Raw genomic sequence first — 25,873 nt, 5'->3', positions numbered from 1 at the left:
CGGACAGGGTTCTATTCATATGCCTTAAAAGTATTAACTTGCTAATCACTTATTGCGCTAGCTTCTAAAAACACCACGCTTGGTGACCAAAAAAGCCTCCTCTCTCAATACCAGACTGCATGCCTACAGATGGTCGAGTTAGCCGTTAACTCTGTGGGTATCCTGAATGACAGTTCGACGCAATCTGCTGGGCCTGTTGGGCCTGGCCTCCCTGACGCTGCATGGCGCAACGGCCAACGCGGCGCCGCCACCGACCCTGGTCGTGGGTGATCAGTTCTTTTCCAACCGCATTGTTCTGGAGCTCTCGGGTGAGCTCAAAGACTTGCCCTATACCATCGACTTCAAACGTTTCAATACCGGATCACCGGTGGCTTCGGCAGTTGCCAGCGGTGCGCTGGATATTGGCGTGGTGGGTGATACCCCGGTCATCAGCCTGGCGGCCAACGGTGCCCCGGTGAAGGTGGTGGCCAGTACCCAGACCAGCCTGAACGGCGTAGGGATTGTGGCCCGGCCGGGCATTCATTCAGTGGCTGACCTCAAAGGCAAAACGGTCGCCATCTGGAACGGCTCCTGGAGCCAGCAAATGATGTTCAAGGCCCTGGATGAAGCCGGGGTTGCGCGTGACAGCGTGACGTACAAATACCTGCTGCCCGCGGAAGCGAGCATGGCCTTGAGCCAGGGCGACATCGATGCCTTTGGCACCTGGGAACCCTATGTGTCCTTGCAGGAGAAAGAGGGCAGCACCCTGATCCGCAACGCCAAGGGCCTGATGAGTGCGCCGACGTATGTGGTCGCTTATGAGCCGGTCCTGGCGCAGAAGGGGGAGTTGATCAAGGATTTTGTCGAGCGCCTGACCCGCGCCCGGGTATGGAGCCAAAGCCATGTCGACGAGTACGCCGCAGCCTGGTCCAAGGCCAACCAGTCCTCGCCCGAAATTGCCAAGGCGTGGTTCAAGCGCGACGCCATAACGGTGCTGCCGATTTCGCCCACGATCATCAGCGAAGCCCAGGCCACATCTGACTTTCTGTACGACGCCAAGCTGCTCAAAAAACCGTATGACGTGACCCCCATGTTTGACCGCGCCCTCTAATTACCCAGGAGTAACCTTATGGCCAAGCAAATGGCATTGGCGGGGTTCATGCTCTCAGGCCCCGTGGTACATAGCCACGCGGTGTGGCGTCACCCGCAAACCCATAGTCACTTTCTCGACCCTGATTACTACATCGAGATTGCCAAAACCCTTGAAGAGGGCTGCTTTGACCTGCTGTTTTTTGCCGATCGCCTGGCGGTCGGCGATCAGGCGGGGCAATCCCGGGCGCGCTCCTTCGAACTGGGCGCCCAGGATGCGGCGCGGCTGGACCCGCTGCCGATTCTCAGCTTGCTGGCCGGCCACACGCGGCATATCGGCCTGGGCCTGACGCGCTCTACCACCTACTACCAGCCACCCCATGTGGCGCGGGCGATTGCCTCACTGGATCACATCTCCAGGGGCCGCAGCGCGTGGAATATCGTCACGTCGATGAATGACAGCGAAGCGCGCCTCTTTGGCCATGCACAGCACCTGGCCCACGACCAGCGCTACGCCCGTGCCGATGAATTTGTCGAGCTGGTGCTCAAGCTGTGGAACAGCTGGCAGCCTGACGCGCTGGTGCTGGACAAGGTCCGGGGCATCCTTGCGGACCCGGGCAAGATCGATGCGTTCAAGCACAGCGGTCCCTTTTTTGAGTGCGAGGGGCCGCTGAACATCCCGCGTGTGCCCCAGGGCCAGCCGGTGTTGATTCAGGCCGGGGCGTCGGGCCGTGGCCGGCAGTTTGGTTCACGTTGGGCCGAGGTGATTTTCAGCATCAACAGCCGGGTGGAGCGCATGCTTGAGTTCCGCCAGGACATCCACCAGCAAATGCGTGCCATTGGCCGCAACCCGGATGAGTGCAAGGTCCTCACCGCCGTCATGCCCTTTATTGGCGGTACAGAAGCCGAAGCGATCAAAAAGCGTGATGAGCACAATGCGCTGGCCAACCCTGAACTGGGGGTCATCACCTTGTCGACCCAGTCAAACTTCGACTTCACCCGGTTCCCGCTGGATACCCGCCTGCTGGATATCGCCAGGCACTCGGCGACGCCGGATGTGATTGCACAAAAGCTGCGCCTGGAGCGCGACATCACCCTTGGGGAATACGGAGCGATCATGGCCGCCAGCATCCGTGTGCCGCAGTTGGCGGGCACCGCACAAAGTGTGGCGCAACAGTTGATCGACTGGCTGGAGCTGGGCGCCTGCGACGGTTATGTGGTGTCGCCTGCCTACCTGCCCGGTACTTTCACTGAGTTCACCGAATCGGTGGTGCCGATCCTGCAACGGCGCGGCTACCTGCGCACCGCGTATGAACACCCGACGTTGCGTGGGCATCTGGGCCTGAAGCATTTCGATTGAAGATCCACAAGCGAGGGGCTTACCCCTAAACCCCTCGCTGACACATCAGTATTCGATTGTTCCATCAATGCGTGCGCTTCTATGAGCGCTTGAGTCCTTGTGGCCGTGCTTAAAAGCGTCGAGCGGTGGTGTAGTTTTTCTTCCAGTAGGCATTTTCCAGCGAATCGATACGAATCGTTTTGCCCTTGCGCGGTGCATGTATAAAACGGTTATCGCCGATGTACAGGCCCACGTGGTTGCTTCGAACACTGCCCTGGGTACGGAAGAACACCGCATCGCCAGGTTTCAGGGCATGCCGGGCGACGGGCAGTTTTTTCGCTTTGAGCATGTCGGCGGTGGTTCTTGGCAAGTGGATATTGGCTTCTTGCTTGAACAGGTAGACCAGCATGCCGCTGCAATCGAAGCCCTTTTCCTTGGACATGCCACCCCAGAGATAGGGGATGCCAAGCAAGGTGTGTGCGTGGTTGATGACTTTGCGCACATGGAGCGGTGAAGAGGCTGCATGAGCCTTCTGGATCGCTGAAGAGTACGGCTGGCGAGCTTCAGAAGCTGTAGCAAGACCGCAGCCGGCGAACGCAAGAAACAAGATCAGTGAGATGAATTTAGACACAAGTAACCTTCCGATTGATGGGGGTACTTGAAGTCTAAAAGTGCGGCTGAAGCGGATATGTAGGGCTGTTCCTACAGGGATTACGGTATTAATCTGATCCCGACGAACAGCACTGGCTGTATTGAAAAAAGGGGGGTTGGGGGAGGGCCTTCACTCGGCCCAGGGTTGCGAGCGGGCTCGCTCCACACTGCCTGTCAGCGCTCGGCCCGCCGCGCCAGGCTGTCGATGACGTGGGTGAGTACATCATCCGATACCGGCACTTCACTTCGGCGCAGCTGTCGATAATCACTGGGCGTACAGCCCGAATATTGTTTGAACGCGCGGGCGAAGTAGGAGGGGTCTTTGAAGCCGACCTCGTACCCGATGCTGGTGATGGGCATCTGGCTGTTGTCGAGCAGGTCCTTGGCGCTGTCCATGCGTTTGCGCAATACGTAGTCCATGAATCCCAGCCCGTACACTTCCTTGAACAGGCGGCTGAAGCGAAAGGTGGTCATGCCGCAGCGCTTGGCCAGGTCTTTTTGGTCGATGCTTTCGCAATAGTTTTGATCGATGAACTGCAGCACGTTATGCAGCGCTTTGTGCTTCTGGTGGTCAGTGGTCAGGCGGATGCTGTCAGGCAGCGACGGTCCGTGCTCGATCGGCGCTGCTTTGCTGCGGATGCCCGCGTTTCGTCGCAGCTCGCACAGTTGCTCGAGGGCATGCAGGTATCGCTGGATTTCGCCGGCACACAGGGGGAGCACCACATACTCCCAGACCCGCGAACGCATGGCCCAGATGGCAAGCTCTTCGGAGTGCTGGACCGTGAACATGGTGACCGGGATGGAAGGAAACCGCAGTTTGATCTCCTGCAACAGGGTGAGCCCCGGCAGGTCGGGGCAGTCATAGTGAATGCAGATCATGTCCGGCACAGGCTCGTGCAGGGTTTCAAGCCACGCAGCGGGTACTTCCAGCTGGCAGCGGCAGGCCGTATTGAAGGGCAGGATGAGTTCTTCAGTCGAGTGATTGCGAGTGAGATCGAACCATAAAAGCAGGGGCTTGTGGGCAGCCGCGGATTTCATTCCGTTAATCCTTTCTGCTGTCATCAAAGGCTTCTTTAGTGGATCCAATAATGGGCATTGTTCACTACTCATTTAAAGTGTTTGTTAGTGGTTATTGTTCTTGTTGGTGACTGCAAAAAAGTCCTGCTGGTCGACAATAAACTCCTAACGGCTCTTGTCGCCTCTGGCTAGTATTCAAACAAGCGGGGTCTTAAGTAGTCGCTCTGGATCCAACACTCAAATGAGGTGAATGAAATGAACTTGCTTGCCATTAGAACTTCTGTTCGTGCCTTTATTAAAGATGACAATGGCCTCACCATTGTTGAGTACGCTGTGGCCGGTGGTCTGATAACACTCGGGGCCGTTGCAGCGTTCATAACCCTGGGCGGCAACGTCAGTACGGCCATCACCAGTCTGGGGTGCGCGGTTCAGGGTAAAACCTGCTAGCGGATCAATAAACACGGGTTGGCTGGCTCCTGGTGTCAGTTTTTGTGGGCCTGTATGCAGCGTCTGAGAGACGATCCTGCAGAGAAGTATCGTCTCTGTATTATCGGTGTGCAGATTAAATTCTGATATGCAAACCCCGGCTTAGTCTGTTGCGCTATAAGTCCCCTCTAGCCAACACACTAAGTCGGTTTTTTATTGCCTGGTTAAATATGCTCCGGGCCCGGGGTATGAATAACACAATGAGCTGCCTATATAGAGTGTCTCTTTTTTGGCGCTGATATTTGTTTGTTTTTTGTGCGTGAAATCACTGTTTTTGGCCCTGGCAATAAAGTCCTAACAGTCCGCAAAAAACTCCTAACCCTCACATTTCATACTGGCTAACCTCTAATCAAGCCGTGCAACTAGCCCGGCTCCGGGAAGTTAAATACTGAATGAGGTGGACAAAATGAACCTGCAATCACTTAAGACTTCGGTGCTGAAGTTCATCAACGACGAAGACGGCCTGACCATCGTGGAATATGCGGTGGCCGGCGGTCTGATCACACTGGGTGCTGTCGCGGCTTTTATCACCTTGGGTACCAATGTGAAAACCGCCATTACCAGCCTGGGCTGCGCTGTACAGGGCAAAACTTGCTAGTACGACCATTCCTGTCGAGGGTGCAGCCATGAGCGATGTACAGATTTCAGCTGTTGCGTTGCTGTTAGGGCTGCTGGGAATTGCGGTGGTGAGCGATCTGCGTAATCACCGCATTCCCAACCTTCTTGTTTTGCTGGGGCTGGTACTGGGAGTGGTCGGTCAGACCTATGCCTTTGGCTGGGTCGGCTTGGGCCATGCACTGCTGGGCATGTTGATCGGTTTCGCGATTTTCCTGCCTATGTACGTGGTCGGTGGTATGGCTGCCGGCGACGTCAAGCTAATGGCCATGGCAGGTGCTTTTCTCACACCGCACGACGCGCTCTGGGCCGCTTTTTTCAGCCTGATCGCCGGCGGTGCATGTGGATTATTGATAGTGCTCGTGCGGGGTCAGGCACAGCAGACCATAGGTCGTTACTGGTTGATGCTCAGAGCCAGGGCCTATTTTTCGCCGGCGGCTGATGAAGTGGCCGGGATGCCTTTCCCTTATTCGATCGCAGTTTTACTCGGTACGTTAATCAGCGTCTTCTGGCTGCCCCTTGGCCATTAGTTCAGGAGAGCAGCATGTACGCCATCAGCAACAAGCGTGTTTCTCCCCATGAACGCGAAGGGGTGCAGCAACTGGCTCCACAGCCGCGCACGATTCTTGAAACCGGTTTGGCAGACAACTTTCTCGGCGATCTGGTGTGCAAGCATTTATACGACGCCGGTGTGCTGGACATGGTGCAACTGGTCGCGCGACTGGCATTGACCGGTGCCGTGCTGGAAGAAGTGCTGACGTTTTTGCGCAAGGACCGCCGTGTCGAGGTGCTCGGCCAGGCAGGTGGGCAAGCCCTGCGTTATGGCTTGACGGAGCGCGGCCGCAATAGCGCCCGTGAGGCGCTGGCACGCAGTGGCTACATAGGCGCAGCCCCTTATCCGGTGAGCGCTTACCGCACATTGCTCAAGTTGCAGACCATTCACCATGGCCGCATCAGCGCCCATGACATGCACAGTTCTTTCAGTTCGATGGTGCTCGCGCCAAGCATGCTCGATCAATTGGGTGTGGCACTGAACTCAGGCCGCGCCATCATGATTTACGGGCCGGCAGGTACCGGCAAGACCTATGTCAGCAGCCGGTTGATCCGCCTGTTTGGCGAGGCGATCTGGGTGCCCCATGCCATTGCGATCAACGACGCGGTGATCGAGATTTTCGACCCTCAGGTACACAAGCGCCTGGACGATGGCGAGCAGCAGAACGGGTTGCTGCTCAATGAAGGCATCGACCGCAGGCTGTTGTGCTGTGAGCGTCCCATTGTCATCACCGGCGGTGAGTTGACGATGGAGCAACTGGATGTGCGGTATGACCCTTTCATGCGGCAGTACCAGGCGCCGTTGCAGCTCAAGGCCAGCAACGGGCTGCTGATCATCGACGACCTGGGGCGCCAGCGCATGACGCCGGGCGAGTTGCTCAACCGCTGGATTGTGCCGATGGAGGAGCGGCACGACTTTCTTAACCTGGGCGGTGGCCGCCACTGTGAACTGCCGTTTGACATGATTTTGGTGTTCTCCACCAACCTCAACCCGCTGGAGCTGGCCGATGAAGCATTTTTGCGACGCATTGGCTACAAGCTGCAATTTGGCTATCTGAAGCCTGGCGAATACGAACGCATCTGGATCCAGGAGACGCAGCGCCTGGGCATCCATTACGACCCGATGTTGCTCAGTTATGTGCTGCGAGAGCTCTACGACGCTGAAAATATGCCCCTGGTGCCTTGCCATCCTCGCGATCTGCTGAATATGGCGTGTGACCGTCAGCGTTATCTGGAGGGGTCAGGACCGCTAACGGCTCAAGAACTTGAGTGGGCGTGGCGCAACTATTTCGTCCAACTCGATTTTCTTGGGTAAGGAGATACTGACATGAACTCGCGCACGATTACGCTGATTGTCCTGTCCGTGATTTTGGGGCTGGGCGCAACATGGATGGCCAATAACTGGCTCACGGCCCGGCTCAATACCAGCCCCGACGATAACCAGCAAAACGTGGTGATCGCCACGGTGGAAATCGGTTTCGGGCAAATGATTGAACCCCAGCAGGTTACCGTGGTGCGGATGCCCAAGGATGCCGCACCGGATGACGCATTTGCTTCCACTGACCAGGTGGTGGGCAAGATCGCGACCTTCTCCATGCTGCGCGGCGACATCCTGCGTGGTGCCCGCCTGGCCGAGCATCTGGGTGGCAGCACCCTGGCGTCGCTGATCGAACCCAGCAAACGTGCCATTTCGGTACGTGTCGATGATGTGGTCGGCGTCGGCGGGTTCCTGCTGCCGGGTAATCGGGTCGATGTTCTGGCCACCCGCCAGACAGGCAACGACGGTAACGCCGAGTCCAAAACCATTCTGGAAGACCTGCGGGTGCTGGCCGTCGACCAGACCGCCAGCACGGACAAGACTCAACCGGTGGTTGTACGCGCTGTCACCCTGGAAATGACCCCCGCTCAGGCGGAAGTCCTGGTCAAGGGGATGGCCGCTGGCAAGCTGCAACTGGCCCTGCGCAACCCGCTGGATAACAACAAGTCGCCGGTGATGGCAGAGGCGGTGGCCGAGGCTGCCCCCGTGCCGGCGCCAGTCATGCCAAAACCGGTGGTACGCCGTCGTGCGCCTGCCAACGACAGTAGCGTGACCGTGATCCGCGGTGTCGCGGTGACGGTAGAGAAAGGGTTGTAAGCAGTCAGGCCTCGGCAACATATGAAGGTGGAACATCATGAACGCGCGTATTCAACAGCCCCGCACCGCGTTTGCTCAGAAACAGCGCGGATCGATGATCGTCCTGGTGGTGATTGCCATGGCCTCGCTCTTGCTGATGGGCGCGCTGGCGCTGGATGGCAGCCATATGTTGCTGAACAAGACCCGTCTGCAAAATGCGGTGGATGCGGCGGCATTGAGCGGGGCCAAGACGCTCAGCATGGTGACGGGGGCGACCGGTGCCGCCGGTCTGACCCAGACCGCTGCACTCAATACCCTGACCCTTAATGCCAATGCGGCGGGCAATAAGGAATTGGCCACGGCCATCGCCGCCAATGCATCAGGCTTTGCCAAGGTGGAGTTGGCGACCAGCGTCTACGGGCCGTTTTCTTTCCCTGGCCCTGCGAGTGCGACCTTTGTCCGGGTCACGGTGACCAATTACCCCTTGAGCAGTTTTTTCTGGGGGGTATTCCAGGCCCTGGATAATGGCAACGCCACCACCAAGGCCGTGGCCGCAGTTGCGACGGCGGGCCCCAGCCCGACCAGCAGCCCCTGCGATCTTACCCCTTTGCTCGTGTGCGGCGATCCAACCCAGAACAACCCGTCTGCGGGGATGTTCTGGGGCTTCAAATTCGGTGATCTGCAGGTGCTCAAAACCGCAGCCAATAACGCGTCTGCCATTGGCCCGGGGAATTTTCAGCTGCTGGACTTTGGCTCGGGCGGCAAAACCGTCAGGGAAGGGCTGGCAGGCGGGATCAACCAGTGCAACGTGGTCGGCTCGACGGTTCAGACCAAACCGGGCAACACCGTGGGGCCTTCGGCGCAGGGTCTTAATACGCGCTTCAACGAATACAAGGGTGGCCTGAGCGCTTCGGACTACCCGCCGGACCTGGTCACGACCGTCAATGCCAAGTCGTTTACGTACGCCGGGGCGCCGGCGCCGGTTCAGTACAACGGCCAGACGGTGACCTCCACCAACGGCAACCTGTCTACGTCCAGCGGTGCCTTGTATGACTACAACAACTGGGCACAGGACTCTGCGGCCTGCGTGGGTGGCGGGGCAGGCTGCGAGAGCAATGGCGTGTTTGAGCGGCGCATTATCAAAATCGTGATCGGCGATTGTTCGGGCAAGAACGATGGTACCTCCGCGATTCCGGTGCTGGGCTTTGGCTGCTATTTCGTGTTGCAGCCTGAGGCTCAGCAAGGCAACCAGGCGCAAATTTTCGGTCAGTTCGTGAGTGTGTGTGAAGGCGACAACGTACCCGGGCCTAACCCGTCGGGCAGCGTCGGCCCGCAGATCATTCAGTTGTACAAAACCTATATCGACAACAACCAGACGCCCAGTACCGATTCCTAGGAGGTCTTATGAGACGCTGTGGATTCAAGTCGGCCCGCGCCCAGCGCGGCCTGGCGATGGTCGAGCTGGCTTTGACCCTGCCGCTGCTGGTGTTGTTGATGCTCACCTTTGCCGAATTCGGTCGCATGCTGTTTCAGTACAACAGCTTGCAGCAGGCCAGCCGCGATGCCGGGCGTTATGTGTCCGGCCAGGCCTTGAACTCTACCCTGGGCACGGTCCAGCTGAGCGCCGCGTTGATTTCGCAGACCAAGAACGTGGCCGTTTACGGGGTGCCGGCCAACCCCAATGGCTACCCCGCCGTCGCACCGGGGCTGACCACCGGGAATGTCACGGTGACTGCGGTGGGTACCGATCATGTACAGGTCAGCATTGCGTACACCTTTATCCCTGTAATCGGCAGCTCACTGCCAGCACTCTATGGCAGCAGCGTGCCGCTGGGTCTGTCGTTGACCTCAACTGTCGTAATGAGGGCCTTGTGATGAACAGCAAGCGCATGCGCGGTGTGTATATCGTCGAGTTCGCCATCACGGCGCTGGTGCTTTTTACCTTGCTGTTTGGCGCGCTGGAAATGGGCCGGCTGTATTTCACGGTCAACGTACTGAGTGAATCGGTGCGACGGGGTGCCCGCCTGGCGGCGGTATGCAATATCCAGGACCCGGTCATCCTGCGCCGTGCGATGTTCAATACGGCCACCAATACCGGGCCGAGCAGCCTGATCGCCAGTTTGAAAAACGCCAACCTGAATCTGGTTTATCTGGACGCCAACGGTGCCGTGGTCGCCAGCCCCAATGATCTGGTGAATGCCACCGGCTTTCTGGCCATCCGTTATGTTCAGCTGCAGGTGACCAACTTCAGCTTCAACCTGTTGATCCCCGGTTTCAGCGGGGTATTCATTCTGCCGACGTTCAGGTCTACCGCGCCTCGTGAAAGCCTTGGGCGCCAACCTGATGCAACGGTTACACCGGGGATTACGCCATGCTGAGTGTCCGAGAAGTAACTGCATCGGCGTCAACTGATCGCCAGGGCATGCGCCTGTTGATCAGCGGGCGTGACGGGACGGCCTTGAACCATCTTAAAACGTTGAGTCAGGGCCTGCCTAACCTGCAAGTCAGCACGCGGTTGGTGAGCAATGGCCACACCGACCCGCTCTATGGGTTGGAGCAGATGCCTGACTTTCTGTTGTTGCGTGTCAGCCATCTGTGGCGCGAAGAGCTGGCAGCCCTGTTGCTCCATCCGGTGAAGGAGCGCCCGCCACTGCTGGTGTGTGGCCCTCTGGACGAACGCGAAGGCATGCGCCTGGCCATGCAGGCCGGTGCTCGTGACTTTTTGCCGGAGCCGGTGGCGGCAGAGGATTTGCAGTCGGCACTCAACCGGATGCAGATGGAACTTCATGCGGATCAGGGGGCAGCGGGCAAGCTGATTGCAGTGATGAATGCCAAGGGCGGGTCCGGGGCTTCGATGCTCGCGTGCAACCTGGCCCATCAGCTGAGTGTGCTGGGCGGCAGAACCCTGCTGCTGGACCTGGACCTGCAGTTCGGCAGTCTGGCCCACAGCCTGGATGTGCTGCCGACCCACAGTCACACCGATGTGTTGCAACAGATCGACTCGCTGGACAGCGTTGCGTTGCGCGGTTTTTGCAGCCACTTCAGCCCGACCCTGCATGTACTGGGCGGTCGCACCGATGAACTGTGCCTGTCCCAGGAAATACGCCTGGAGCAACTGGACAGCTTGTTGCGTCTGGCCCGTAACACCTATGACTGGGTGGTGGTGGATTTGCCGCGGCACATCGATCACCTCACGGGCATCACCCTGGAACAGTCGGACCGGGTCTATATCGTGCTGCAACAGAGCCTGAGCCATTTGCAGGACGCCAACCGCCTGGTGCGCATTCTGCGTGATGACCTGGGCGTGCAAAGCAGTCGTTTGCACGTGGTGATCAACCGCTTCGACAAAACCTCGCCATTCAAGCCCAAGGACATCAGTGATGCCTTGCGCTGTAACGACCTGCAAAAGCTGCCCAATGACTATGCCGTGGTCAGTGAAAGCCAGAACACCGGGGTGCCGCTGGAGTTTCATGCGCCGCGTGCTGCCATCACCTTGAGTTTGCGCGAGCTGAGCCAGAACCTGATCGGTGTCGAGGCCAGTGAAGCAGGCTTGTTCAAACGTACTTTCAACCGTCTTTTCGGAGGATAAGCCATGCTCAGCGACTTTCGTAATCGTCTGCGTCAGCAGGTCGGCAAACTGGCTCCGGTAGAGGGTCTTGGAGTGCCTGTCGAGGGTGCCGACTGCTCCAGCGTCATGATGGCCTGGGAAGCCAGTGTGCCGGATGTCGTCTATGAAACCCGAACCAAGCTCAGCTCCATGGAGGCCGAGTGGCGGGAGAAGATCTACCAGCAATTGCTCAAGGTCATGGACCTGTCACTGCTGGACACCCTGGAGCTGGCCGACGCCGGGCGCCAGATTCGCGAGATCAGCCTGCGCCTGCTGGATGAGTATTCGGCGCCGGTCAGTACCAGCAGCCGCCAGTTGATCATCAAGCAGATCACCGACGAAGTGCTGGGCCTGGGCCCGCTTGAACCGTTGCTGACGGACAACAGCGTGTCCGACATTCTGGTCAACGGCTATGCCTCGGTGTACGTCGAGCGCTATGGCAAGTTGCAGAGAACGGACGTGCATTTTCGCGACGATCAGCATTTGCTCAACATCATCGACCGCATCGTTTCCAGCCTGGGGCGGCGCATCGATGAGTCCTCGCCTCTGGTGGATGCACGGCTCAAGGACGGCTCGCGGGTCAACGCAATCATCCCGCCGCTGGCTATCGACGGGCCGAGCATGTCGATCCGCCGCTTTGCCGTGGACCTGCTCAATACCCAGAGCCTGGTGCAGATGGGCACCCTCACGCCGGCTATCGCCCTGATGCTCAAGGCCATCGTGCGAGGGCGGCTCAATGTGCTGATCTCCGGCGGTACGGGCAGCGGCAAGACCACCATGCTCAACGTGCTGTCCAGTTTCATTCCGCAGAACGAACGCATCGTCACCATCGAAGACTCTGCCGAGCTGCAGTTGCAGCAGCCCCATGTGGTGCGCCTTGAAACGCGCCCGGCCAATATCGAGGGCCGTGGCGAGGTGGGCCAGCGTGAGCTGGTGCGCAACAGCCTGCGGATGCGCCCCGACCGGATCGTGATCGGGGAGGTGCGTGGTGCTGAGGCGCTGGACATGCTGACGGCGATGAACACCGGCCACGACGGTTCCTTGACCACCATCCACGCCAACACGGCGCGCGATGCGCTGGGCCGGATCGAGAACATGGTGTCGATGAGCGGCGCCACATTTCCGATCAAGGCCATGCGTCAGCAAATTGCCTCGGCCATTGGCGTGGTCATCCAGTTGGAGCGTCAGGAAGATGGTACGCGGCGGTTGGTCAGTGTGCAGGAGATCAATGGCATGGAAGGTGATGTCATTACCATGACCGAGATCTTCGCTTTTGTGCGCAGCGGCATGGGCGAGAAAGGGGAGGTTCTGGGCGAGTTTCGCCCAACCGGTATGGTGCCGGCATTTCGTGATGTGCTGGCCAAACGGGGTATTGAGCTGCCGCTCAGTCTGTTCCGGCCGGAATGGATGGAGGGGCAGTGATGAATCAGATCCCGGGTGAATTTATTCTGGCGTTCCTGGGCATGGTGTTCACCGCCATGTTTCTGCTCAGTCAGGGGCTGACGATACCGGTGTTCGGTGAGGCCAAGCAGGTGCGAAAACGCATTCGCGGTCGCCTCAACCTGCTGGAACGGGCCAATAACCTGCCGAACATGCAGTCGATTTTGCGCCAGAAATACCTGCGTCGCCTGCCACCGCTCGAGGCTCGCCTGGAGCAGTTGCCGATGATGGAAACCCTGGCCCAGATGATCGAGCAGGCGGGGCATGAGTACCGCGCCTATCGGGTGCTGTTGCTGGGGCTGGTACTGGCCACCGCGGTGGGGCTGGTGTTGTGGTCGTTGCTGCAACTCTGGTGGGTGGCGCTCCCGGCTGCGGCTGTCGTTTTCTGGCTGCCGGTCTGGAAGATCGCCCATGACCGTGCCAAGCGCTTCGCCCAGTTCGAGGAAGGGCTGCCGGATGCGCTGGATGCCATGTGCCGCGCCCTGCGTGCGGGGCACCCGTTCAACGAAACCCTGCAACTGGTTGCCGAGGAGCATCAAGGGCCGGTGGCTTACGAGTTCGGCCTGGCCTTCGCCGATATCAACTATGGCAATGACGTGCGCCGGGCCATGTTGGGCCTGCTGGAGCGTGTGCCGAGTATGACGGTCATGATGCTGGTGACTACGGTGCTGATCCACCGCGAAACGGGGGGCAACTTGACCGAAGTGCTGACCCGCCTGAGCAGTTTGATTCGCGGGCGCTTTCGCTTCCATCGCAAGGTCAAGACCCTCTCGGCCGAAGGGCGGATGTCCGGCTGGATACTGGTGTCGATGCCCTTTGTGCTGGCGGCGGCCATTTTGATATCGAGCCCGACCTACATGCCTTTGCTCTTCAAGGAACCCTTGGGGCAGAAGCTGATCATGGGCGCTTTTGTAGCGATGCTGATCGGGATCTTCTGGATACGCAAAATCATCCGGATTCAGGTTTGAACACGGGTCGCCCTGGAGGGCAGGAACATGAACTATCTACTAAGTCTGCTCAATCGGATGGTGGGGGACGAGCAGATGACCCGCGAACTGTTCGCCGGGGTCATCGGCCTGAGTGTGGTGTTGCTGGTGGTGGCGCTGGCGGTGCTGGCCAAGGGGTTGCAAAGCCCGGTACAGCGTCGTCTGTTGTCGATCAAACGCGGCCATGCCATCGAGCACCGGGCGCCGGCAAGCAACCTGCAAATGATGCTGGAGCAGGTGGGTCAACGCTTCAGCTCCGGTGAAAAGGGGCAGGCCTCCAAGACCCGGACCCTGCTGATCCATGCCGGTTATCGCTCGCCTTCGGCGGTGCAGGTGTATTGGGCGATTCGCCTCTTGCTGCCGCTGATAATGACGGGCATTACGATCATGTTGTTGCCGTTCATTCCCAATCTGTCGCTGCTATTGGGCGTCGGGCTGTTGATGCTGGTGTTCGGTGTGGGCTGGCTGGCACCGGCGATCTATGTGGGCGCACGCAAGGAAGCCAGGATGTCCCGGCTGCTGATTGCCTTCCCGGATGCCCTGGACCTGATGGTGGTGTGCGTGGAGTCCGGGCTTGCCTTGCCCCAGGCCATCGAACGGGTTGCCGAGGAAATGTCGGTCAGCCAGCCTGATCTTGCCCTGGAGCTGGCGCTGGTCAATGCCGAGGTGCGTGCGGGTATCCCCAGTACCGAAGCGCTCAAGCACCTGGCCGAGCGAACCGGGCTGGATGACATTCGCGGGTTGGTGAGCTTGCTGGCGCAAAGCATTCGCTTTGGTACCAGTGTCGGGACGACCCTGCGTATCTATGCAGAAGAGTTTCGTGACCGGCGTACGCAAATGGCTGAAGAGAAAGCTGCAAAAGTGGGTACGAAGCTGGTTTTTCCGTTGATCTTTTGCCTGTGGCCCAGCTTTTTTCTAGTGGCGATCGGGCCTGCGATCATCAGCGTCTTTAAAGTGTTCGGCAAGATTTGACCGGAGGAGGGCGTTCGCGCTACTGGCTAAGTCATTGAAAAATTTATGATAAATACCGATCAACAGGTATTCTGTGCGGTCGCAGGCAAAGCCCTGCGCCCGCTGTAGCGCTCCCCGCGGTTTACCCCCCTCTTTTTTTAGCGCTCGATTTTTTTGGGTGCTGTGAATTTTTTTAGCCAGAAAACGGAAAAGTAACAATGACTTCAAGCTTGAATCCTCGCAGTTTCTGCGCGCTGGCTATTGCCTGTACGTTACCTCTACAGAGCCATGCCGCCGGTTTTGTCGATGATTCCAGTGTCAATTTGACCCTGCGTAATTTTTTTATTAACCGCGATTTCAGCAACTCTGCCAATCCACAAGACCAGGCCCGGGAATGGACCCAGAGTTTTATTTTTGATGCCAAGTCCGGCTTTACCCAGGGCACTGTCGGCTTCGGCGCCGATGCCTTGGGCATGTACTCGATCAAGCTCGATGGCGGTAAAGGCAGCGGGGGCACTCAGTTGTTGCCGGTGGGCAGCGACGGTCGCCCGGCTGATGATTACGGTCGTCTGGCCGTGGCCGGCAAAATGAAAATCAGCAAAACCGTGCTCAAGGTCGGCGAGTGGATGCCGGTGCTGCCGATTCTGCGCGCCGACGACGGCCGCTCACTGCCGCAAACTTTTGAAGGCGGGCAAATCACATCGCAGGAAATCGACGGCCTGAGCCTGTATGGCGGTCAGTTCCGCAAGAACAGCCAGCGTAACGATTCGAACCTGGAAGACATGTACATGCAGGGCAAAGGGACGATCACTTCTGATCGTTTCAATTTTGTCGGCGGCGAATACAGCTTCAATGAAAAGCGCACGATGATCGGTTTGTGGAATGCCGAGCTCAAAGACATCTACCAGCAGCAATACCTGCAACTGGTGCACAGCCAGCCGCTGGGCGCCTGGACCCTGGGGGCGAACCTGGGTTACTTCCAGGGCAAGGAAGACGGCAGCGCCAAGGCCGGCGATCTGGATAACCGCGTGTACTCGGCGCTGCTCTCGGCCCGTCATGGCGCCAGCACGTTCTATGTGGGCCTGCAAAAAGTCACCGGCGACAACGCCTGGATGCGGGTCAATGGCACCAGCGGCGGCACCCTGGCCAATGACTCTTACAACTCCAGCTACGACAACGCCCGGGAAAAATCCTGGCAGCTGCGTCACGACTACAACTTCACCGGCCTAGGCGCTCCCGGCCTGACGTTGATGAACCGCTATATCAGCGGTCACAACGTGCACACGGGCAGTGTGACCGACGGCAAGGAGTGGGGGCGCGAAACCGAGCTGGCCTACACCCTGCAGAGCGGCACGTTCAAAGACCTCACGATGCGGATCCGCAACTCCACAATCCGCCGCGACTACAGCACCAACGCGTTTGATGAAAACCGCGTGATCGTCAGTTACCCGCTGAATATCTTCTAAGGCGGCAAGGCTTCTGGCGCATGGGGAGCGGTTGCCCATGCCCGGGGGCCGGTGCGCACGCCGTCGCAAGCGCAACATTAAACTTTTGAATCCCAAGGATATTCTGTAGCCTTACCGCGCTTCAGTGCTTGTCCGTGCCTGATCACAAACATTCTCCCAGCGGGGCTTGATGCCCGGAGCTGGTGGTACACTCGACTTTCGCGCAGCAGCGCTTGCAGGTCTTGCGAACATGACGCAAATTTCTGAACGACTTCTGGTCCAAGCCCACCTCGATGCCAGGCAACCCAAGGCGTTGACTGAGGCCCAATCCCTCAGCCTGCGCGAGCAGATCGCGGCTGAACTCAAAGCCCGCGATGCGGTGCTGGTGGCGCACTTTTACTGTGATCCGGTGATTCAGGCCCTGGCCGAAGAAACCGGTGGCTGTGTGTCCGACTCCCTGGAAATGGCCCGCTTTGGCGCGGCCCACCCGGCCAAAACCATTCTGGTCGCCGGCGTGCGCTTTATGGGTGAGACGGCGAAAATCCTGACCCCTGAAAAACGCGTGCTGATGCCGACGCTGGAGGCCACCTGTTCCCTTGACCTGGGTTGCCCGGTTGAAGAGTTCTCGGCGTTTTGCGACAAGCACCCCGAGCGCACGGTGGTGGTGTATGCCAACACATCGGCGGCGGTCAAGGCCCGGGCTGACTGGGTGGTGACGTCAAGCTGCGCGCTGGAGATCGTTGAAAGCCTGATGGACAACGGCGAGACGATCATCTGGGGCCCGGACAAGCATCTGGGTCGTTACATCCAGCGCCAGACCGGTGCCGACATGCTGCTGTGGGACGGTGCCTGCATCGTTCACGAAGAGTTCAAGTCCAAGCAGCTCGAAGACATGAAGGCTTTGTACCCGGATGCGGCGATTCTGGTTCACCCCGAGTCGCCGGAGGCGGTGATTGATCTGGCGGATGCGGTGGGGTCCACCAGCCAGTTGATCGCAGCGGCGCAAAACTTGCCGAACAAGACGTTCATCGTGGCCACTGATCGCGGCATTTTCTACAAAATGCAGCAGCTGTGCCCGGACAAGGTCTTTATCGAGGCGCCAACGGCAGGTAATGGAGCGGCATGCCGCAGTTGCGCCCATTGCCCGTGGATGGCCATGAACACCCTGGAGCGCACCCTTGAGTGCTTGCAACAGGGCACCAACGAAATCTTCGTTGACCCGGCCCTGGTGCCCCACGCCATTCGCCCGCTCAAGCGCATGCTGGATTTCACCCAGGCGGCGCGGTTGAAACTCGCGGGCAATGCCTAGTTTTATTGTGGGAGTGAGCCTGCTCGCGATGCAGGCGGTGCGGTTTGTCTAGATGACTGCATCGAGGCCATCGCGAGCAGGCTAGCTCCCACGTGAACCATCAGTTCATCATCTCTTTGAGCGCCCGCTCCTGATCCATCAATTCCCGCTTGCGGGCATCCAGGCGCGATGACAGCTGGAAGTTGTTGGTGAGCTTCTGCGCAAAGTCCAGTTGCTGGATGGCCTGGCGATAATCCCCCACCAACGCAAAGTATTCGGCACGGGCCTGGTGCAGGCCGATGATGTTGCCCGACAAGCCTCGCGTTTCGGCAACCGAGTACCAGACATCCGGATCGTCCGGCCGGCTCTTGAGCAGGGCTTCAAGCGCCTTGTCGGCCTCGGCCGGGCGGTTCTGCTTGAGCAGCAGGTCAACCCGGGCCTGGTTGAGCGGGTAATTGCCTGGATACAGGGTGCGCATCCGGTCGATCCGCTGCTGGGCTTCGGGCAGGCGGTTACTGTCCATGTCCAGCTCGATCTGCGCCAGGTTGTAGGTGATGTCGTTCGGCGCCTTGTCCAGCAACGGCTTGAGGGTCTCGCGTGCTTCGTTGAACTGGCTGCCTTTGATATAGGCAATCGCCAGCCCATAGCGCGCTACGTCGTTTTTCGGGTTTTCATCCAGTTGCTGGCGAAAGCGCTTGGCGGCCAGCCCCGGGGTTTCTTCGTAGTTGAGTTGCACCCGGGCGCGGATCAGTTGATAGCGCAGGCTGTCTTCGGTGCCGCCAACCCGGGCTTGCTCGGCGCGGTTACGGGTGTCGGCGATACGTGATTCGGTGACCGGGTGAGTCAGAAGGAACTCCGGTGGCCTGCCGTCGAAGCGGTATTGACGCATCAGGCGCTCAAACATGGTGGGCATGGAGCGCGGGTCGTAGCCTGCTTTTTCCAGGTTGAGAATGCCGATCCGGTCCGCTTCCTGTTCGTTCTGGCGCGAGAATCGGCGCTGCTCTTGCAGTGCTGCGGCCTGGGTGCCGGCGATGGCGGCGATCCCGGCGTCACCCGCGCCGGACGCTGCGACGATGATCCCGGCCAGCAGGGCAGCCATCATCGGCAGTTGCATGCGTTGCTGGGCTTCCACGCCACGGGCGAAGTGGCGCTGCGACAAGTGGGCCAGTTCGTGGGCCATTACCGAGGCGTATTCGCCTTCGGTCTGTGCGTTGAGGAACAGGCCGCCGTTAACCCCGATGATCCCGCCGGGGGCAGCGAAGGCGTTGAGCTGCGGGCTGTTGATCAGGATGAATTCCAGCCGGCGGTCTTGCACCTGGCTGGTTTCTACCAGCTTGTAGACGCTGGTTTCGACGTAATCCTTGAGTTGCGGATCGTTGAGTTGCGACACTTGGCTGCGCAGCATGCTCAACCAGGCACGGCCCAATTGGTACTCTTGCTGTGGTGAGACAATGGACGAACTGGCGTCACCCAGAGACGGTAAATCGTCGGCGAAGCTCGGCGATGCGAGCAGGCAAGCGAGCGTCAACAGGGTAGGGCGCAGAAAAGTCATGCACAAGGCTCTGGTGGGTAAAGCGCTTACTGTAGCTGGACACTCGGCTGGCGACCAGTGGCGACTCCGCTTGGGGTATTCTAGCCGGCCAAAAAATGCCAACCCGGCGCGCCAGAGGAGTACGTAATGACGAATACGTTGGCCCATGATGCTGAACTGGATGCCACGGGCCTCAATTGCCCCTTGCCACTGCTCAAGGCCAAGATGGCGCTTAACAGGATGGCCAGTGGTCAGACCCTCAAGGTGATTGCCACGGACGCGGGCTCGCAGCGTGATTTTCGTACCTTTGCCCGTTTGGCAGGCCATGAACTGCTGCGTGAAGAGGATGATGCTGGCACTTATCGCTACTGGTTACGCAAGGCCTGAGTCTTCTCTCTTCTAAGGAATTTCGATGTTCAAAGTGTTACGTGATTGGGTTCAGCGCTACTTTTCTGATGAAGAGGCCGTAGTGCTGGCGGTATTGCTGGTGTTGGCTTTTACCGCGGTCCTGACCTTGGGAGGCATGCTGGCGCCGGTACTGGCCGGCATGGTGCTGGCGTACCTGATGCAAGGCCTGGTGGTTGCTCTGGAGCGCATGCGGGTGCCGGGTGCAGCGGCGGTTGGCCTGGTATTTGCGCTTTTTATGGGGCTGTTGCTGGTGTTTATCGTGGTGGTGGTGCCGTTGCTGTGGCATCAGTTGATCACGCTGTTCAATGAGTTGCCGGGCATGCTCGCCAAATGGCAATCGTTGCTGCTGCTGTTGCCCGAGCGTTACCCGCATCTGGTGTCGGATGAACAGGTGCTGCAAGCCATCGAAGTGGCACGCGGTGAGATCGGCAAGTTCGGGCAGCTTGCGCTGACTTTTTCGCTGTCCAGTTTGCCGCTGCTGGTCAACATCATGATCTATCTGGTACTGGTGCCGATCCTGGTGTTTTTCTTCCTCAAGGACCGTGCGGTGATTGGCCGCTGGGTGCGTGGCTACCTGCCCCGCGAGCGGGCGCTGATTACCCGTGTGGCAGAGGAAATGAACCGCCAGATCGCCAACTACATTCGTGGCAAAGTCATCGAGATCATTATTTGCGGCGGCGTGACCTACATCGCCTTCGTCACCATGGGCCTTAACTACGCGGCGCTGCTGGCACTGCTGGTGGGTATATCGGTAGTGGTGCCCTATGTGGGCGCCGTGGTGGTGACCGTGCCTGTGCTGTTGATTGCGTTGTTCCAGTGGGGCTGGAGCGACCAGTTCATCTACCTGATGGCGGTGTACGGAATCATCCAGACCCTCGATGGCAATGTGCTGGTGCCGTTGCTGTTCTCGGAGGCCGTGAGCTTGCACCCGGTGGCGATCATTTGCGCGGTACTGTTGTTTGGCGGGTTGTGGGGCTTCTGGGGGATATTCTTTGCGATACCGCTGGCTACCCTGTTCAAGGCCGTACTCGATGCCTGGCCACGCGAGCAACAAGTCGTCTCGCCGCTGCTTTGAATCGCTGAACAGCAGGCATGAAAAAGCCCCGGTTCTCACAAACCGGGGCTTTTTCGTTACTGCATCAGCTTACGCTTGAATAACCGGGATATTGGCATTTGCAGCCGCTTCACGGAATTCGGCGATCTGATCAAAGCTCAGGTAGCGGTACACGTCCGCTGCCATGGTGTTGATCTCTGCCGCGTAGACCATGTATTCCTCAACGCTTGGCAGGCGACCCAGGATCGAGGCAACCGACGCCAACTCGGCCGAAGCCAGGTAAACGTTAGCGCCGTCACCCAGACGGTTCGGGAAGTTACGGGTCGAAGTCGACACAACCGTCGAGTTCGGCTCTACACGTGCCTGGTTACCCATGCACAGCGAGCAGCCCGGCATTTCCATGCGTGCGCCAGCTTTGCCGAAGATGCCGTAGTAGCCTTCTTCGGTCAGTTGGTGAGCGTCCATTTTGGTCGGCGGCGACAGCCACAGACGGGTTGGCAGCTGGCCTTTGACCTTGTCCAGCAACTTGCCCGCAGCGCGGAAGTGGCCGATGTTGGTCATGCACGAACCGATGAACACTTCGTCGATCTTCTCGCCGGCAACGGTGGACAGCAGGCGAGCGTCGTCCGGGTCGTTTGGCGCGCAGAGCACAGGCTCTTTGATGTCAGCCAGATCGATTTCGATGATGTGCGCGTATTCGGCGTCAGCATCGGCTTCCATCAGCTCAGGGTTGGCTACCCAGGCTTCCATCGCTTGAGCGCGACGCTCAAGGGTACGTGCATCGCCGTAACCTTCACCGATCATCCAGCGCAGCAGGGTGATGTTGGAGTTCAGGTATTCGGTGATGGATTCTTTGGACAGCTTGATGGTGCAGCCAGCAGCCGAACGCTCTGCCGAGGCGTCGGACAGTTCGAACGCTTGCTCGATGCTCAGGTTGTCCAGACCTTCGATTTCCAGGATGCGACCCGAGAATTCGTTGATCTTGCCTTTCTTCTCGACAGTCAGCAGACCCTGCTGAATGGCGACGTAAGGAATGGCATGTACCAGGTCACGCAGGGTGATGCCTGGCTGCATTTCGCCTTTGAAGCGAACCAGAACCGACTCAGGCATGTCCAGTGGCATAACGCCAGTGGCTGCTGCGAACGCTACCAGACCCGAACCGGCAGGGAACGAAATGCCCATTGGGAAGCGGGTGTGGGAGTCGCCGCCAGTGCCGACGGTATCCGGCAGCAGCATACGGTTCAGCCAGCTGTGGATGATGCCGTCGCCCGGACGCAGGGACACGCCGCCGCGGGTCATGATGAAGTCTGGCAGGGTGTGGTGGGTGGTCACGTCGATCGGCTTTGGATAAGCCGCGGTATGGCAGAACGACTGCATGACCAGATCGGCGGAGAAGCCCAGGCACGCCAGGTCTTTCAGTTCGTCACGGGTCATGGGACCGGTGGTGTCCTGAGAACCTACGGTGGTCATCTTCGGTTCGCAGTAAGTACCTGGGCGAACGCCAGTTACGCCGCAAGCCTTGCCGACCATTTTCTGCGCCAGGGTGAAACCCTTGGTGCTTTCGATCGGGGCTTCCGGCTTTTTGAACAGGTCGGATGGACCCAGACCCAGTTCGGCGCGAGCCTTCTCGGTCAGGCCACGGCCGATGATCAACGGGATACGGCCGCCAGCGCGAACTTCGTCCAACAGCACCGGGGTCTTCATTTCGAAGGTGGTGATGACTTCGTCGGTACCGTGCTTGCAGACTTTGCCTGCATGCGGGTACAGGTCGATCACGTCGCCCATGTTGATGTTGGAAACATCGAACTCGATTGGCAGTGCGCCCGCATCTTCCATGGTGTTGTAGAAGATCGGAGCAATTTTGCTGCCGAAGCAGAAGCCACCGGCACGCTTGTTCGGTACATAAGGAACGTCGTCGCCGAAGAACCACAGTACGGAGTTGGTTGCCGACTTACGCGACGAACCGGTACCGACCACGTCGCCAACGTAGGCAATAGGGAAGCCGGCGTTGCGCATTTCTTCGATCTGCTTCATCGGACCGATGGAGCCTTGAACGTCCGGCACGATACCTTCGCGAGCCATTTTCAGCATGGCGAGGGCGTGCAGCGGGATATCAGGGCGCGACCAGGCGTCTGGTGCAGGGGACAGGTCGTCGGTGTTGGTTTCGCCGGTGACCTTGAACACGCGCAGGCTGATCTTGTCGGCCAGGGTAGGGCGGTTCTTGAACCACTCGCCGTCAGCCCATGACTGCACCACGGCTTTTGCGTGGGCATTGCCGTTCTTGGCTTTTTCAGCGACGTCGTGGAAAGCGTCAAACATCAGCAGGGTGTGCTTGAGTTGCTCGGCGGCAACCGGTGCCAGCTCTGCGTCGTCCAGCATCTCAACGAGGGTCACGATGTTGTAGCCGCCTTGCATGGTGCCAAGCAGTTCAACAGCGCGTTTCTTGTCGATCAGGGGAGAAGTCGCTTCACCTTTGGCGATGGCGGACAGGAAGCCGGCTTTCACGTAGGCCGCTTCGTCAACACCCGGTGGAATGCGGTTGGTGATCAGGTCAACGAGGAACGCTTCTTCGCCAGCAGGCGGGTTTTTCAGCAGCTCAATCAGGCCTGCAGTTTGTTCGGCGTTAAGCGGCTGGGGAACGATACCCAGTGCTGCGCGCTCTTCGATATGTTTGCGGTAGGCTTCAAGCACAGTTATTACCCTCATCATTGGTCCCAAATGGGTGTCCGGGACGCTCATCCAGGAATGCCAGGCACTCATGCGCTGCGGGGCTTTTTGAGCCGCTTAGCCAGAATTGCAAGGATTCCCAACAGAAGCTGTTTTCAAAGTTTTACGCCTTCCGAACGGGGAGGATGATGAATATTGGTGCGGGTATCTGCAGTGCAAACACCCCACACCAACACCGTTCTTTGGGATCAACTGTGCTCGTGACGCTTTGAAAACAGCTTCTAACGGACATTGGCGCCTTAAAAGGCAGGCCGATTCTACGGTAAAAACTTGTTAAAGGTAAGTTAGCCCCTGAAGGTTGAGGGGTGATCTGCGTTAGACAAAGGGCTAACATAGCCACCTGTTTCGTTCTGCAGTGCTCTATTCCGCCATGTCCAATCAAACCATCAAGACCCCCTGCATAGGCCTGTGTTCAACGGTTTACGGCGACCTCGTGTGCCGTGGTTGCAAGCGTTTCCACCATGAAGTGATCAACTGGAACGGTTACGACGAAGAGGCAAAGCGTGCAGTGTGGCTGCGCCTGGAGCAGCTTTTGGTGCAGGTGATGACGGGTAAGGTCGAGGTGTTTGACCGGGTCACGCTGCGCGATCAGCTGCTGGCGCGCAAAATCCGTTTTGTGCCCAACCAGTCCGAATATTGCTGGGCCTACCAGCTGATTGCCCGCGGTGCGCGGGTGATCAATCAGCTGGAGCTCTATGGCATGGTGCTACTGCCGGAGTTTCGCGGCTGGGCCCTTCCCGAATTACGTGATGCCATTGATCGGGAATTTTTCCTGCTGTCTGAAGCGCACTATCAGCGCTATATCGCGCCGGGCTTTCTCAAAGAGGCCTTTGGCGAGTAAGTCGTCAGTCGCTCAGCTCTGGCTCGCCAGTTTTTCCAGGTGCTCAATCATCTCATCGGGTTTGAGCACCAGGATGTCGCTTTCCAGCTTGTCGATCACCACCTCGGCGGTATTGCCGATCAGCGCCCCGGAAAATCCGGTGCGGGCCACTGTGCCCATGACGGTTACAACCGCGCCCAGGGCTTTGGCGACCCGTGGAATGATCACGTCTGCCGGGCCTTCCTCTATATGCAGGCGGCTGTCGTCGATTTCACATTGTTGCTGGAACACCTTGCATTCGGCCCGGTAGCTCTCCTCCAGCTGGGTGTCCAGCGGGTAGACGGCGTCGACCGCAGCCAGCATGGGGGCGGGGTGGGCGCTGACGACATGCAGCTGTGCATGGGCCATGCTGGCGATGCGAAAGCCATGGTCGACAATGCTTGAGTGCAAGGCCATATGCTCGGGGTCGTTGTTGCCCACGTCGACGGCCGCCAGGATGACGGCGTGTTCCCAGGACTGCGCGGTCTTGGCCAGCAGCACCGGGCTTGGGCAATAGCGCAGCAGCTTCCAGTCTTCAGGGGTCAGCAACACTTTTTTCAGCGGGTTGTCGGGCACGTGCTGCTTGATCACCAGCCCGCAGTTTTGCGCTTGTTGCACCTTGATGATGGTGGCGTGCTGGCTTTCGTGCCAGGCCTGCTCGGTGGTCACGTTGTAGGCTTCACTTTTCAGGCTGCTTTCAAGCACGCTCAGCAGGGCCGAATGGTCATGCTTTTTATCGCAGATCAGTAGATGCAGGTGCGCTTTGGTGTGGCAGGCGATGTGTTTGGCGCGCTTGAGTGCGAGGCTTTCCATCAAATGGGGCTCGATGACGACCAACAGGCTGTTGATGCTGTGCATGACCGGTGACTCCACAAGTAATAAAGGCGGCGTGTAATCACTATAGTTGCTTGGCAGTTGCACCCGTGTTGATGCATATCAAGTTGCGCCGTTGGTGCTGCGCTCCGAGGCCCGTATAATCCCTGGCTCGCCTCAATTCAGTCTTTGTGAGCCTCATGTCAGCGATTCTTCAAAACACTGCCGGTCTGCCGTGCAACCCTCAACGGTCGGGAGCACGCGCGTGATTCTTCCTGAAATCCATGAGTTCCTGGGCTGCCGTACCCCTGACGGCTGGATCGCAGCGGCATTGGCGGATCAGGAAACCTTGCTGATCGATCACAAAAACTGTGAGTTCAAGGCGGCCAGCACGGCGTTGAGCCTTATCGCCAAGTACCACTCCCATGTTGACCTGATCAACATGATGTCGCGTCTGGCCCGTGAAGAGCTGGTGCATCACGAGCAGGTCATGCGCCTGATGAAAAAGCGCAAGATCGAGCTGCGCCAACTGTCGGCCGGGCGCTATGCGTCGGCTCTGCGCAAGGTGGTGCGCAATCACGAACCGGTCAAGCTGGTGGACACACTGGTGGTGGGCGCTTTTATCGAAGCCCGCAGTTGCGAGCGTTTCGAAGCGCTGGTGCCGCATTTGGACGAAGAACTCGGCAAGTTTTACTTCGGTCTGCTCAAAAGCGAGGCCCGGCATTTCCAGGGTTATTTGAAGCTGGCCTATCAATACGGCGATGCCAAGGATATTGCACAGGTGATCGAGCGGGTGAGGGCGGCTGAGCAGGAGCTGATCGAAAGCCCGGATGTAGAGTTCCGCTTCCATAGCGGCGTGCCAGCCGCCGCTTAAATCCTTAGAGATACTCTGTTGCCGTGTGGGAGCGAGCCTGCTCGCGAAG

The 25,873-nt window shown here is 58.7% G+C and carries 25 protein-coding genes; 20 read left to right on the top strand and 5 right to left on the bottom strand.

Going from position 1 to position 25,873, the window contains the following annotated elements:
- Window positions 1–166 precede the first annotated feature (166 nt).
- On the top strand, window positions 167–1,090 hold the full coding sequence (locus tag BLW11_RS20995) for an ABC transporter substrate-binding protein (protein WP_048359666.1): 924 nt from the start codon (window positions 167–169) through the stop codon (window positions 1,088–1,090).
- A gap of 18 nt (window positions 1,091–1,108) precedes the next feature.
- Window positions 1,109–2,428 carry an LLM class flavin-dependent oxidoreductase gene (locus tag BLW11_RS20990; RefSeq protein WP_048359665.1) on the top strand — a complete coding sequence of 440 codons (1,320 nt, stop codon included), beginning with the start codon at window positions 1,109–1,111 and terminating at the stop codon, window positions 2,426–2,428.
- A gap of 109 nt (window positions 2,429–2,537) precedes the next feature.
- On the opposite strand, the gene BLW11_RS20985 is transcribed toward BLW11_RS20990, so the two are convergent.
- Together BLW11_RS20985 and BLW11_RS20980 are read right to left on the bottom strand one after the other, a co-directional pair.
- Complete coding sequence (locus BLW11_RS20985; RefSeq protein WP_053069539.1) at window positions 2,538–3,038, bottom strand: C40 family peptidase; 501 nt, start codon at window positions 3,036–3,038, stop codon at window positions 2,538–2,540.
- 194 nt (window positions 3,039–3,232) lie between these two features.
- A complete protein-coding gene (locus BLW11_RS20980; RefSeq protein ID WP_048359664.1) occupies window positions 3,233–4,096 on the bottom strand; it encodes a helix-turn-helix transcriptional regulator in 864 nt (287 codons plus the stop codon).
- A gap of 234 nt (window positions 4,097–4,330) precedes the next feature.
- On the opposite strand from BLW11_RS20980, the gene BLW11_RS24145 reads away from it, so the two are divergent.
- From BLW11_RS24145 to nadA, 14 genes are all read left to right on the top strand, one after another.
- The gene (locus tag BLW11_RS24145; protein WP_048359663.1) at window positions 4,331–4,522 is read left to right on the top strand and encodes a Flp family type IVb pilin; all 192 of its coding nucleotides are present in this window, start codon (window positions 4,331–4,333) and stop codon (window positions 4,520–4,522) included.
- A 445-nt stretch (window positions 4,523–4,967) separates the two neighbouring features.
- Window positions 4,968–5,159 carry a Flp family type IVb pilin gene (locus BLW11_RS20970; RefSeq protein WP_048359662.1) on the top strand — a complete coding sequence of 64 codons (192 nt, stop codon included), beginning with the start codon at window positions 4,968–4,970 and terminating at the stop codon, window positions 5,157–5,159.
- A 28-nt stretch (window positions 5,160–5,187) separates the two neighbouring features.
- On the top strand, window positions 5,188–5,706 hold the full coding sequence (locus BLW11_RS20965; RefSeq protein WP_048359661.1) for an A24 family peptidase: 519 nt from the start codon (window positions 5,188–5,190) through the stop codon (window positions 5,704–5,706).
- 14 nt (window positions 5,707–5,720) lie between these two features.
- Window positions 5,721–7,043 (top strand): P-loop NTPase family protein, encoded by a 1,323-nt coding sequence (locus tag BLW11_RS20960; RefSeq protein ID WP_048359660.1) that lies wholly within the window; start codon window positions 5,721–5,723, stop codon window positions 7,041–7,043.
- A 12-nt stretch (window positions 7,044–7,055) separates the two neighbouring features.
- The gene (gene cpaB, locus BLW11_RS20955) at window positions 7,056–7,862 is read left to right on the top strand and encodes a Flp pilus assembly protein CpaB (RefSeq protein WP_048359659.1); all 807 of its coding nucleotides are present in this window, start codon (window positions 7,056–7,058) and stop codon (window positions 7,860–7,862) included.
- A 34-nt stretch (window positions 7,863–7,896) separates the two neighbouring features.
- On the top strand, window positions 7,897–9,237 hold the full coding sequence (locus BLW11_RS20950; RefSeq protein WP_193790179.1) for a TadE/TadG family type IV pilus assembly protein: 1,341 nt from the start codon (window positions 7,897–7,899) through the stop codon (window positions 9,235–9,237).
- An 8-nt stretch (window positions 9,238–9,245) separates the two neighbouring features.
- Entirely contained in the window at window positions 9,246–9,716 is a 471-nt protein-coding gene (locus tag BLW11_RS20945) for a TadE/TadG family type IV pilus assembly protein (protein WP_048359657.1), read from the top strand.
- Complete coding sequence (locus BLW11_RS20940; RefSeq protein WP_048359656.1) at window positions 9,716–10,219, top strand: TadE/TadG family type IV pilus assembly protein; 504 nt, start codon at window positions 9,716–9,718, stop codon at window positions 10,217–10,219. The genes BLW11_RS20945 and BLW11_RS20940 overlap by 1 nt, the downstream gene beginning before the upstream one ends.
- Window positions 10,213–11,430, top strand: a complete 1,218-nt coding sequence (locus BLW11_RS20935) for an AAA family ATPase (RefSeq protein WP_048359655.1) — start codon at window positions 10,213–10,215, stop codon at window positions 11,428–11,430. The genes BLW11_RS20940 and BLW11_RS20935 overlap by 7 nt, the downstream gene beginning before the upstream one ends.
- A gap of 3 nt (window positions 11,431–11,433) precedes the next feature.
- A complete protein-coding gene (locus BLW11_RS20930; protein ID WP_048359654.1) occupies window positions 11,434–12,870 on the top strand; it encodes a TadA family conjugal transfer-associated ATPase in 1,437 nt (478 codons plus the stop codon).
- A complete protein-coding gene (locus BLW11_RS20925; protein WP_048359653.1) occupies window positions 12,870–13,856 on the top strand; it encodes a type II secretion system F family protein in 987 nt (328 codons plus the stop codon). Before BLW11_RS20930 ends, BLW11_RS20925 begins: the two co-directional genes overlap by 1 nt.
- A 27-nt stretch (window positions 13,857–13,883) precedes the next feature.
- Window positions 13,884–14,846 carry a type II secretion system F family protein gene (locus BLW11_RS20920; RefSeq protein WP_048359652.1) on the top strand — a complete coding sequence of 321 codons (963 nt, stop codon included), beginning with the start codon at window positions 13,884–13,886 and terminating at the stop codon, window positions 14,844–14,846.
- 197 nt (window positions 14,847–15,043) lie between these two features.
- Window positions 15,044–16,291, top strand: a complete 1,248-nt coding sequence (locus BLW11_RS20915) for an OprD family porin (protein ID WP_048359651.1) — start codon at window positions 15,044–15,046, stop codon at window positions 16,289–16,291.
- A 229-nt stretch (window positions 16,292–16,520) separates the two neighbouring features.
- Entirely contained in the window at window positions 16,521–17,579 is a 1,059-nt protein-coding gene (gene nadA / locus BLW11_RS20910; protein ID WP_048359650.1) for a quinolinate synthase NadA, read from the top strand.
- Window positions 17,580–17,679: 100 nt separating this feature from the next.
- Here the strand turns inward: nadA and BLW11_RS20905 are convergent, their stop codons facing one another.
- Window positions 17,680–19,110, bottom strand: a complete 1,431-nt coding sequence (locus BLW11_RS20905) for a M48 family metalloprotease (RefSeq protein WP_048359649.1) — start codon at window positions 19,108–19,110, stop codon at window positions 17,680–17,682.
- A 126-nt stretch (window positions 19,111–19,236) separates the two neighbouring features.
- Here BLW11_RS20905 and BLW11_RS20900 point away from each other — a divergent pair, with 126 nt between their 5' ends.
- The gene (locus BLW11_RS20900; RefSeq protein ID WP_048359648.1) at window positions 19,237–19,476 is read left to right on the top strand and encodes a sulfurtransferase TusA family protein; all 240 of its coding nucleotides are present in this window, start codon (window positions 19,237–19,239) and stop codon (window positions 19,474–19,476) included.
- Between the two features lie 25 nt (window positions 19,477–19,501).
- On the top strand, window positions 19,502–20,572 hold the full coding sequence (locus tag BLW11_RS20895) for an AI-2E family transporter (RefSeq protein ID WP_048359647.1): 1,071 nt from the start codon (window positions 19,502–19,504) through the stop codon (window positions 20,570–20,572).
- Window positions 20,573–20,641: 69 nt separating this feature from the next.
- On the opposite strand, the gene acnB is transcribed toward BLW11_RS20895, so the two are convergent.
- A complete protein-coding gene (gene acnB / locus BLW11_RS20890; protein ID WP_048359646.1) occupies window positions 20,642–23,242 on the bottom strand; it encodes a bifunctional aconitate hydratase 2/2-methylisocitrate dehydratase in 2,601 nt (866 codons plus the stop codon).
- A 406-nt stretch (window positions 23,243–23,648) separates the two neighbouring features.
- Here acnB and BLW11_RS20885 point away from each other — a divergent pair, with 406 nt between their 5' ends.
- A complete protein-coding gene (locus BLW11_RS20885; protein ID WP_048359645.1) occupies window positions 23,649–24,119 on the top strand; it encodes a DUF1289 domain-containing protein in 471 nt (156 codons plus the stop codon).
- A 12-nt stretch (window positions 24,120–24,131) separates the two neighbouring features.
- Here the strand turns inward: BLW11_RS20885 and BLW11_RS20880 are convergent, their stop codons facing one another.
- The gene (locus BLW11_RS20880; RefSeq protein WP_048359644.1) at window positions 24,132–24,995 is read right to left on the bottom strand and encodes a universal stress protein; all 864 of its coding nucleotides are present in this window, start codon (window positions 24,993–24,995) and stop codon (window positions 24,132–24,134) included.
- Between the two features lie 220 nt (window positions 24,996–25,215).
- Between BLW11_RS20880 and BLW11_RS20875 the strand changes: the two genes are divergently transcribed.
- Window positions 25,216–25,824, top strand: a complete 609-nt coding sequence (locus tag BLW11_RS20875; RefSeq protein WP_048359643.1) for a MiaE family protein — start codon at window positions 25,216–25,218, stop codon at window positions 25,822–25,824.
- Window positions 25,825–25,873 lie beyond the last annotated feature (49 nt).

The organism is Pseudomonas deceptionensis (genome assembly GCF_900106095.1).
In the GTDB taxonomy this organism is placed as follows: domain Bacteria; phylum Pseudomonadota; class Gammaproteobacteria; order Pseudomonadales; family Pseudomonadaceae; genus Aquipseudomonas; species Aquipseudomonas deceptionensis.
Note: the sequence above shows the minus strand (reverse complement) of the source record. Positions and strands in the feature narration are given on the sequence as shown.

Excerpts from the sequence above, each read along its gene's own strand:
- BLW11_RS20885 (WP_048359645.1), top strand. The coding sequence starts at position 23,649 with ATGTCCAATCAAACCATCAAGACCCCCTGCATAGGCCTGTGTTCAACG.
- BLW11_RS20895 (WP_048359647.1), top strand. The coding sequence starts at position 19,502 with ATGTTCAAAGTGTTACGTGATTGGGTTCAGCGCTACTTTTCTGATGAA.
- BLW11_RS20945 (WP_048359657.1), top strand. The coding sequence starts at position 9,246 with ATGAGACGCTGTGGATTCAAGTCGGCCCGCGCCCAGCGCGGCCTGGCG.
- BLW11_RS20970 (WP_048359662.1), top strand. The coding sequence starts at position 4,968 with ATGAACCTGCAATCACTTAAGACTTCGGTGCTGAAGTTCATCAACGAC.
- BLW11_RS20905 (WP_048359649.1), bottom strand. The coding sequence starts at position 19,110 with ATGACTTTTCTGCGCCCTACCCTGTTGACGCTCGCTTGCCTGCTCGCA.
- BLW11_RS24145 (WP_048359663.1), top strand. The coding sequence starts at position 4,331 with ATGAACTTGCTTGCCATTAGAACTTCTGTTCGTGCCTTTATTAAAGAT.
- BLW11_RS20980 (WP_048359664.1), bottom strand. The coding sequence starts at position 4,096 with ATGAAATCCGCGGCTGCCCACAAGCCCCTGCTTTTATGGTTCGATCTC.
- BLW11_RS20940 (WP_048359656.1), top strand. The coding sequence starts at position 9,716 with ATGAACAGCAAGCGCATGCGCGGTGTGTATATCGTCGAGTTCGCCATC.
- BLW11_RS20960 (WP_048359660.1), top strand. The coding sequence starts at position 5,721 with ATGTACGCCATCAGCAACAAGCGTGTTTCTCCCCATGAACGCGAAGGG.
- BLW11_RS20925 (WP_048359653.1), top strand. The coding sequence starts at position 12,870 with ATGAATCAGATCCCGGGTGAATTTATTCTGGCGTTCCTGGGCATGGTG.
- BLW11_RS20995 (WP_048359666.1), top strand. The coding sequence starts at position 167 with ATGACAGTTCGACGCAATCTGCTGGGCCTGTTGGGCCTGGCCTCCCTG.
- BLW11_RS20915 (WP_048359651.1), top strand. The coding sequence starts at position 15,044 with ATGACTTCAAGCTTGAATCCTCGCAGTTTCTGCGCGCTGGCTATTGCC.
- BLW11_RS20930 (WP_048359654.1), top strand. The coding sequence starts at position 11,434 with ATGCTCAGCGACTTTCGTAATCGTCTGCGTCAGCAGGTCGGCAAACTG.
- BLW11_RS20920 (WP_048359652.1), top strand. The coding sequence starts at position 13,884 with ATGAACTATCTACTAAGTCTGCTCAATCGGATGGTGGGGGACGAGCAG.
- BLW11_RS20880 (WP_048359644.1), bottom strand. The coding sequence starts at position 24,995 with ATGCACAGCATCAACAGCCTGTTGGTCGTCATCGAGCCCCATTTGATG.
- BLW11_RS20990 (WP_048359665.1), top strand. The coding sequence starts at position 1,109 with ATGGCCAAGCAAATGGCATTGGCGGGGTTCATGCTCTCAGGCCCCGTG.
- cpaB (WP_048359659.1), top strand. The coding sequence starts at position 7,056 with ATGAACTCGCGCACGATTACGCTGATTGTCCTGTCCGTGATTTTGGGG.
- nadA (WP_048359650.1), top strand. The coding sequence starts at position 16,521 with ATGACGCAAATTTCTGAACGACTTCTGGTCCAAGCCCACCTCGATGCC.
- BLW11_RS20965 (WP_048359661.1), top strand. The coding sequence starts at position 5,188 with ATGAGCGATGTACAGATTTCAGCTGTTGCGTTGCTGTTAGGGCTGCTG.
- BLW11_RS20900 (WP_048359648.1), top strand. The coding sequence starts at position 19,237 with ATGACGAATACGTTGGCCCATGATGCTGAACTGGATGCCACGGGCCTC.
- BLW11_RS20935 (WP_048359655.1), top strand. The coding sequence starts at position 10,213 with ATGCTGAGTGTCCGAGAAGTAACTGCATCGGCGTCAACTGATCGCCAG.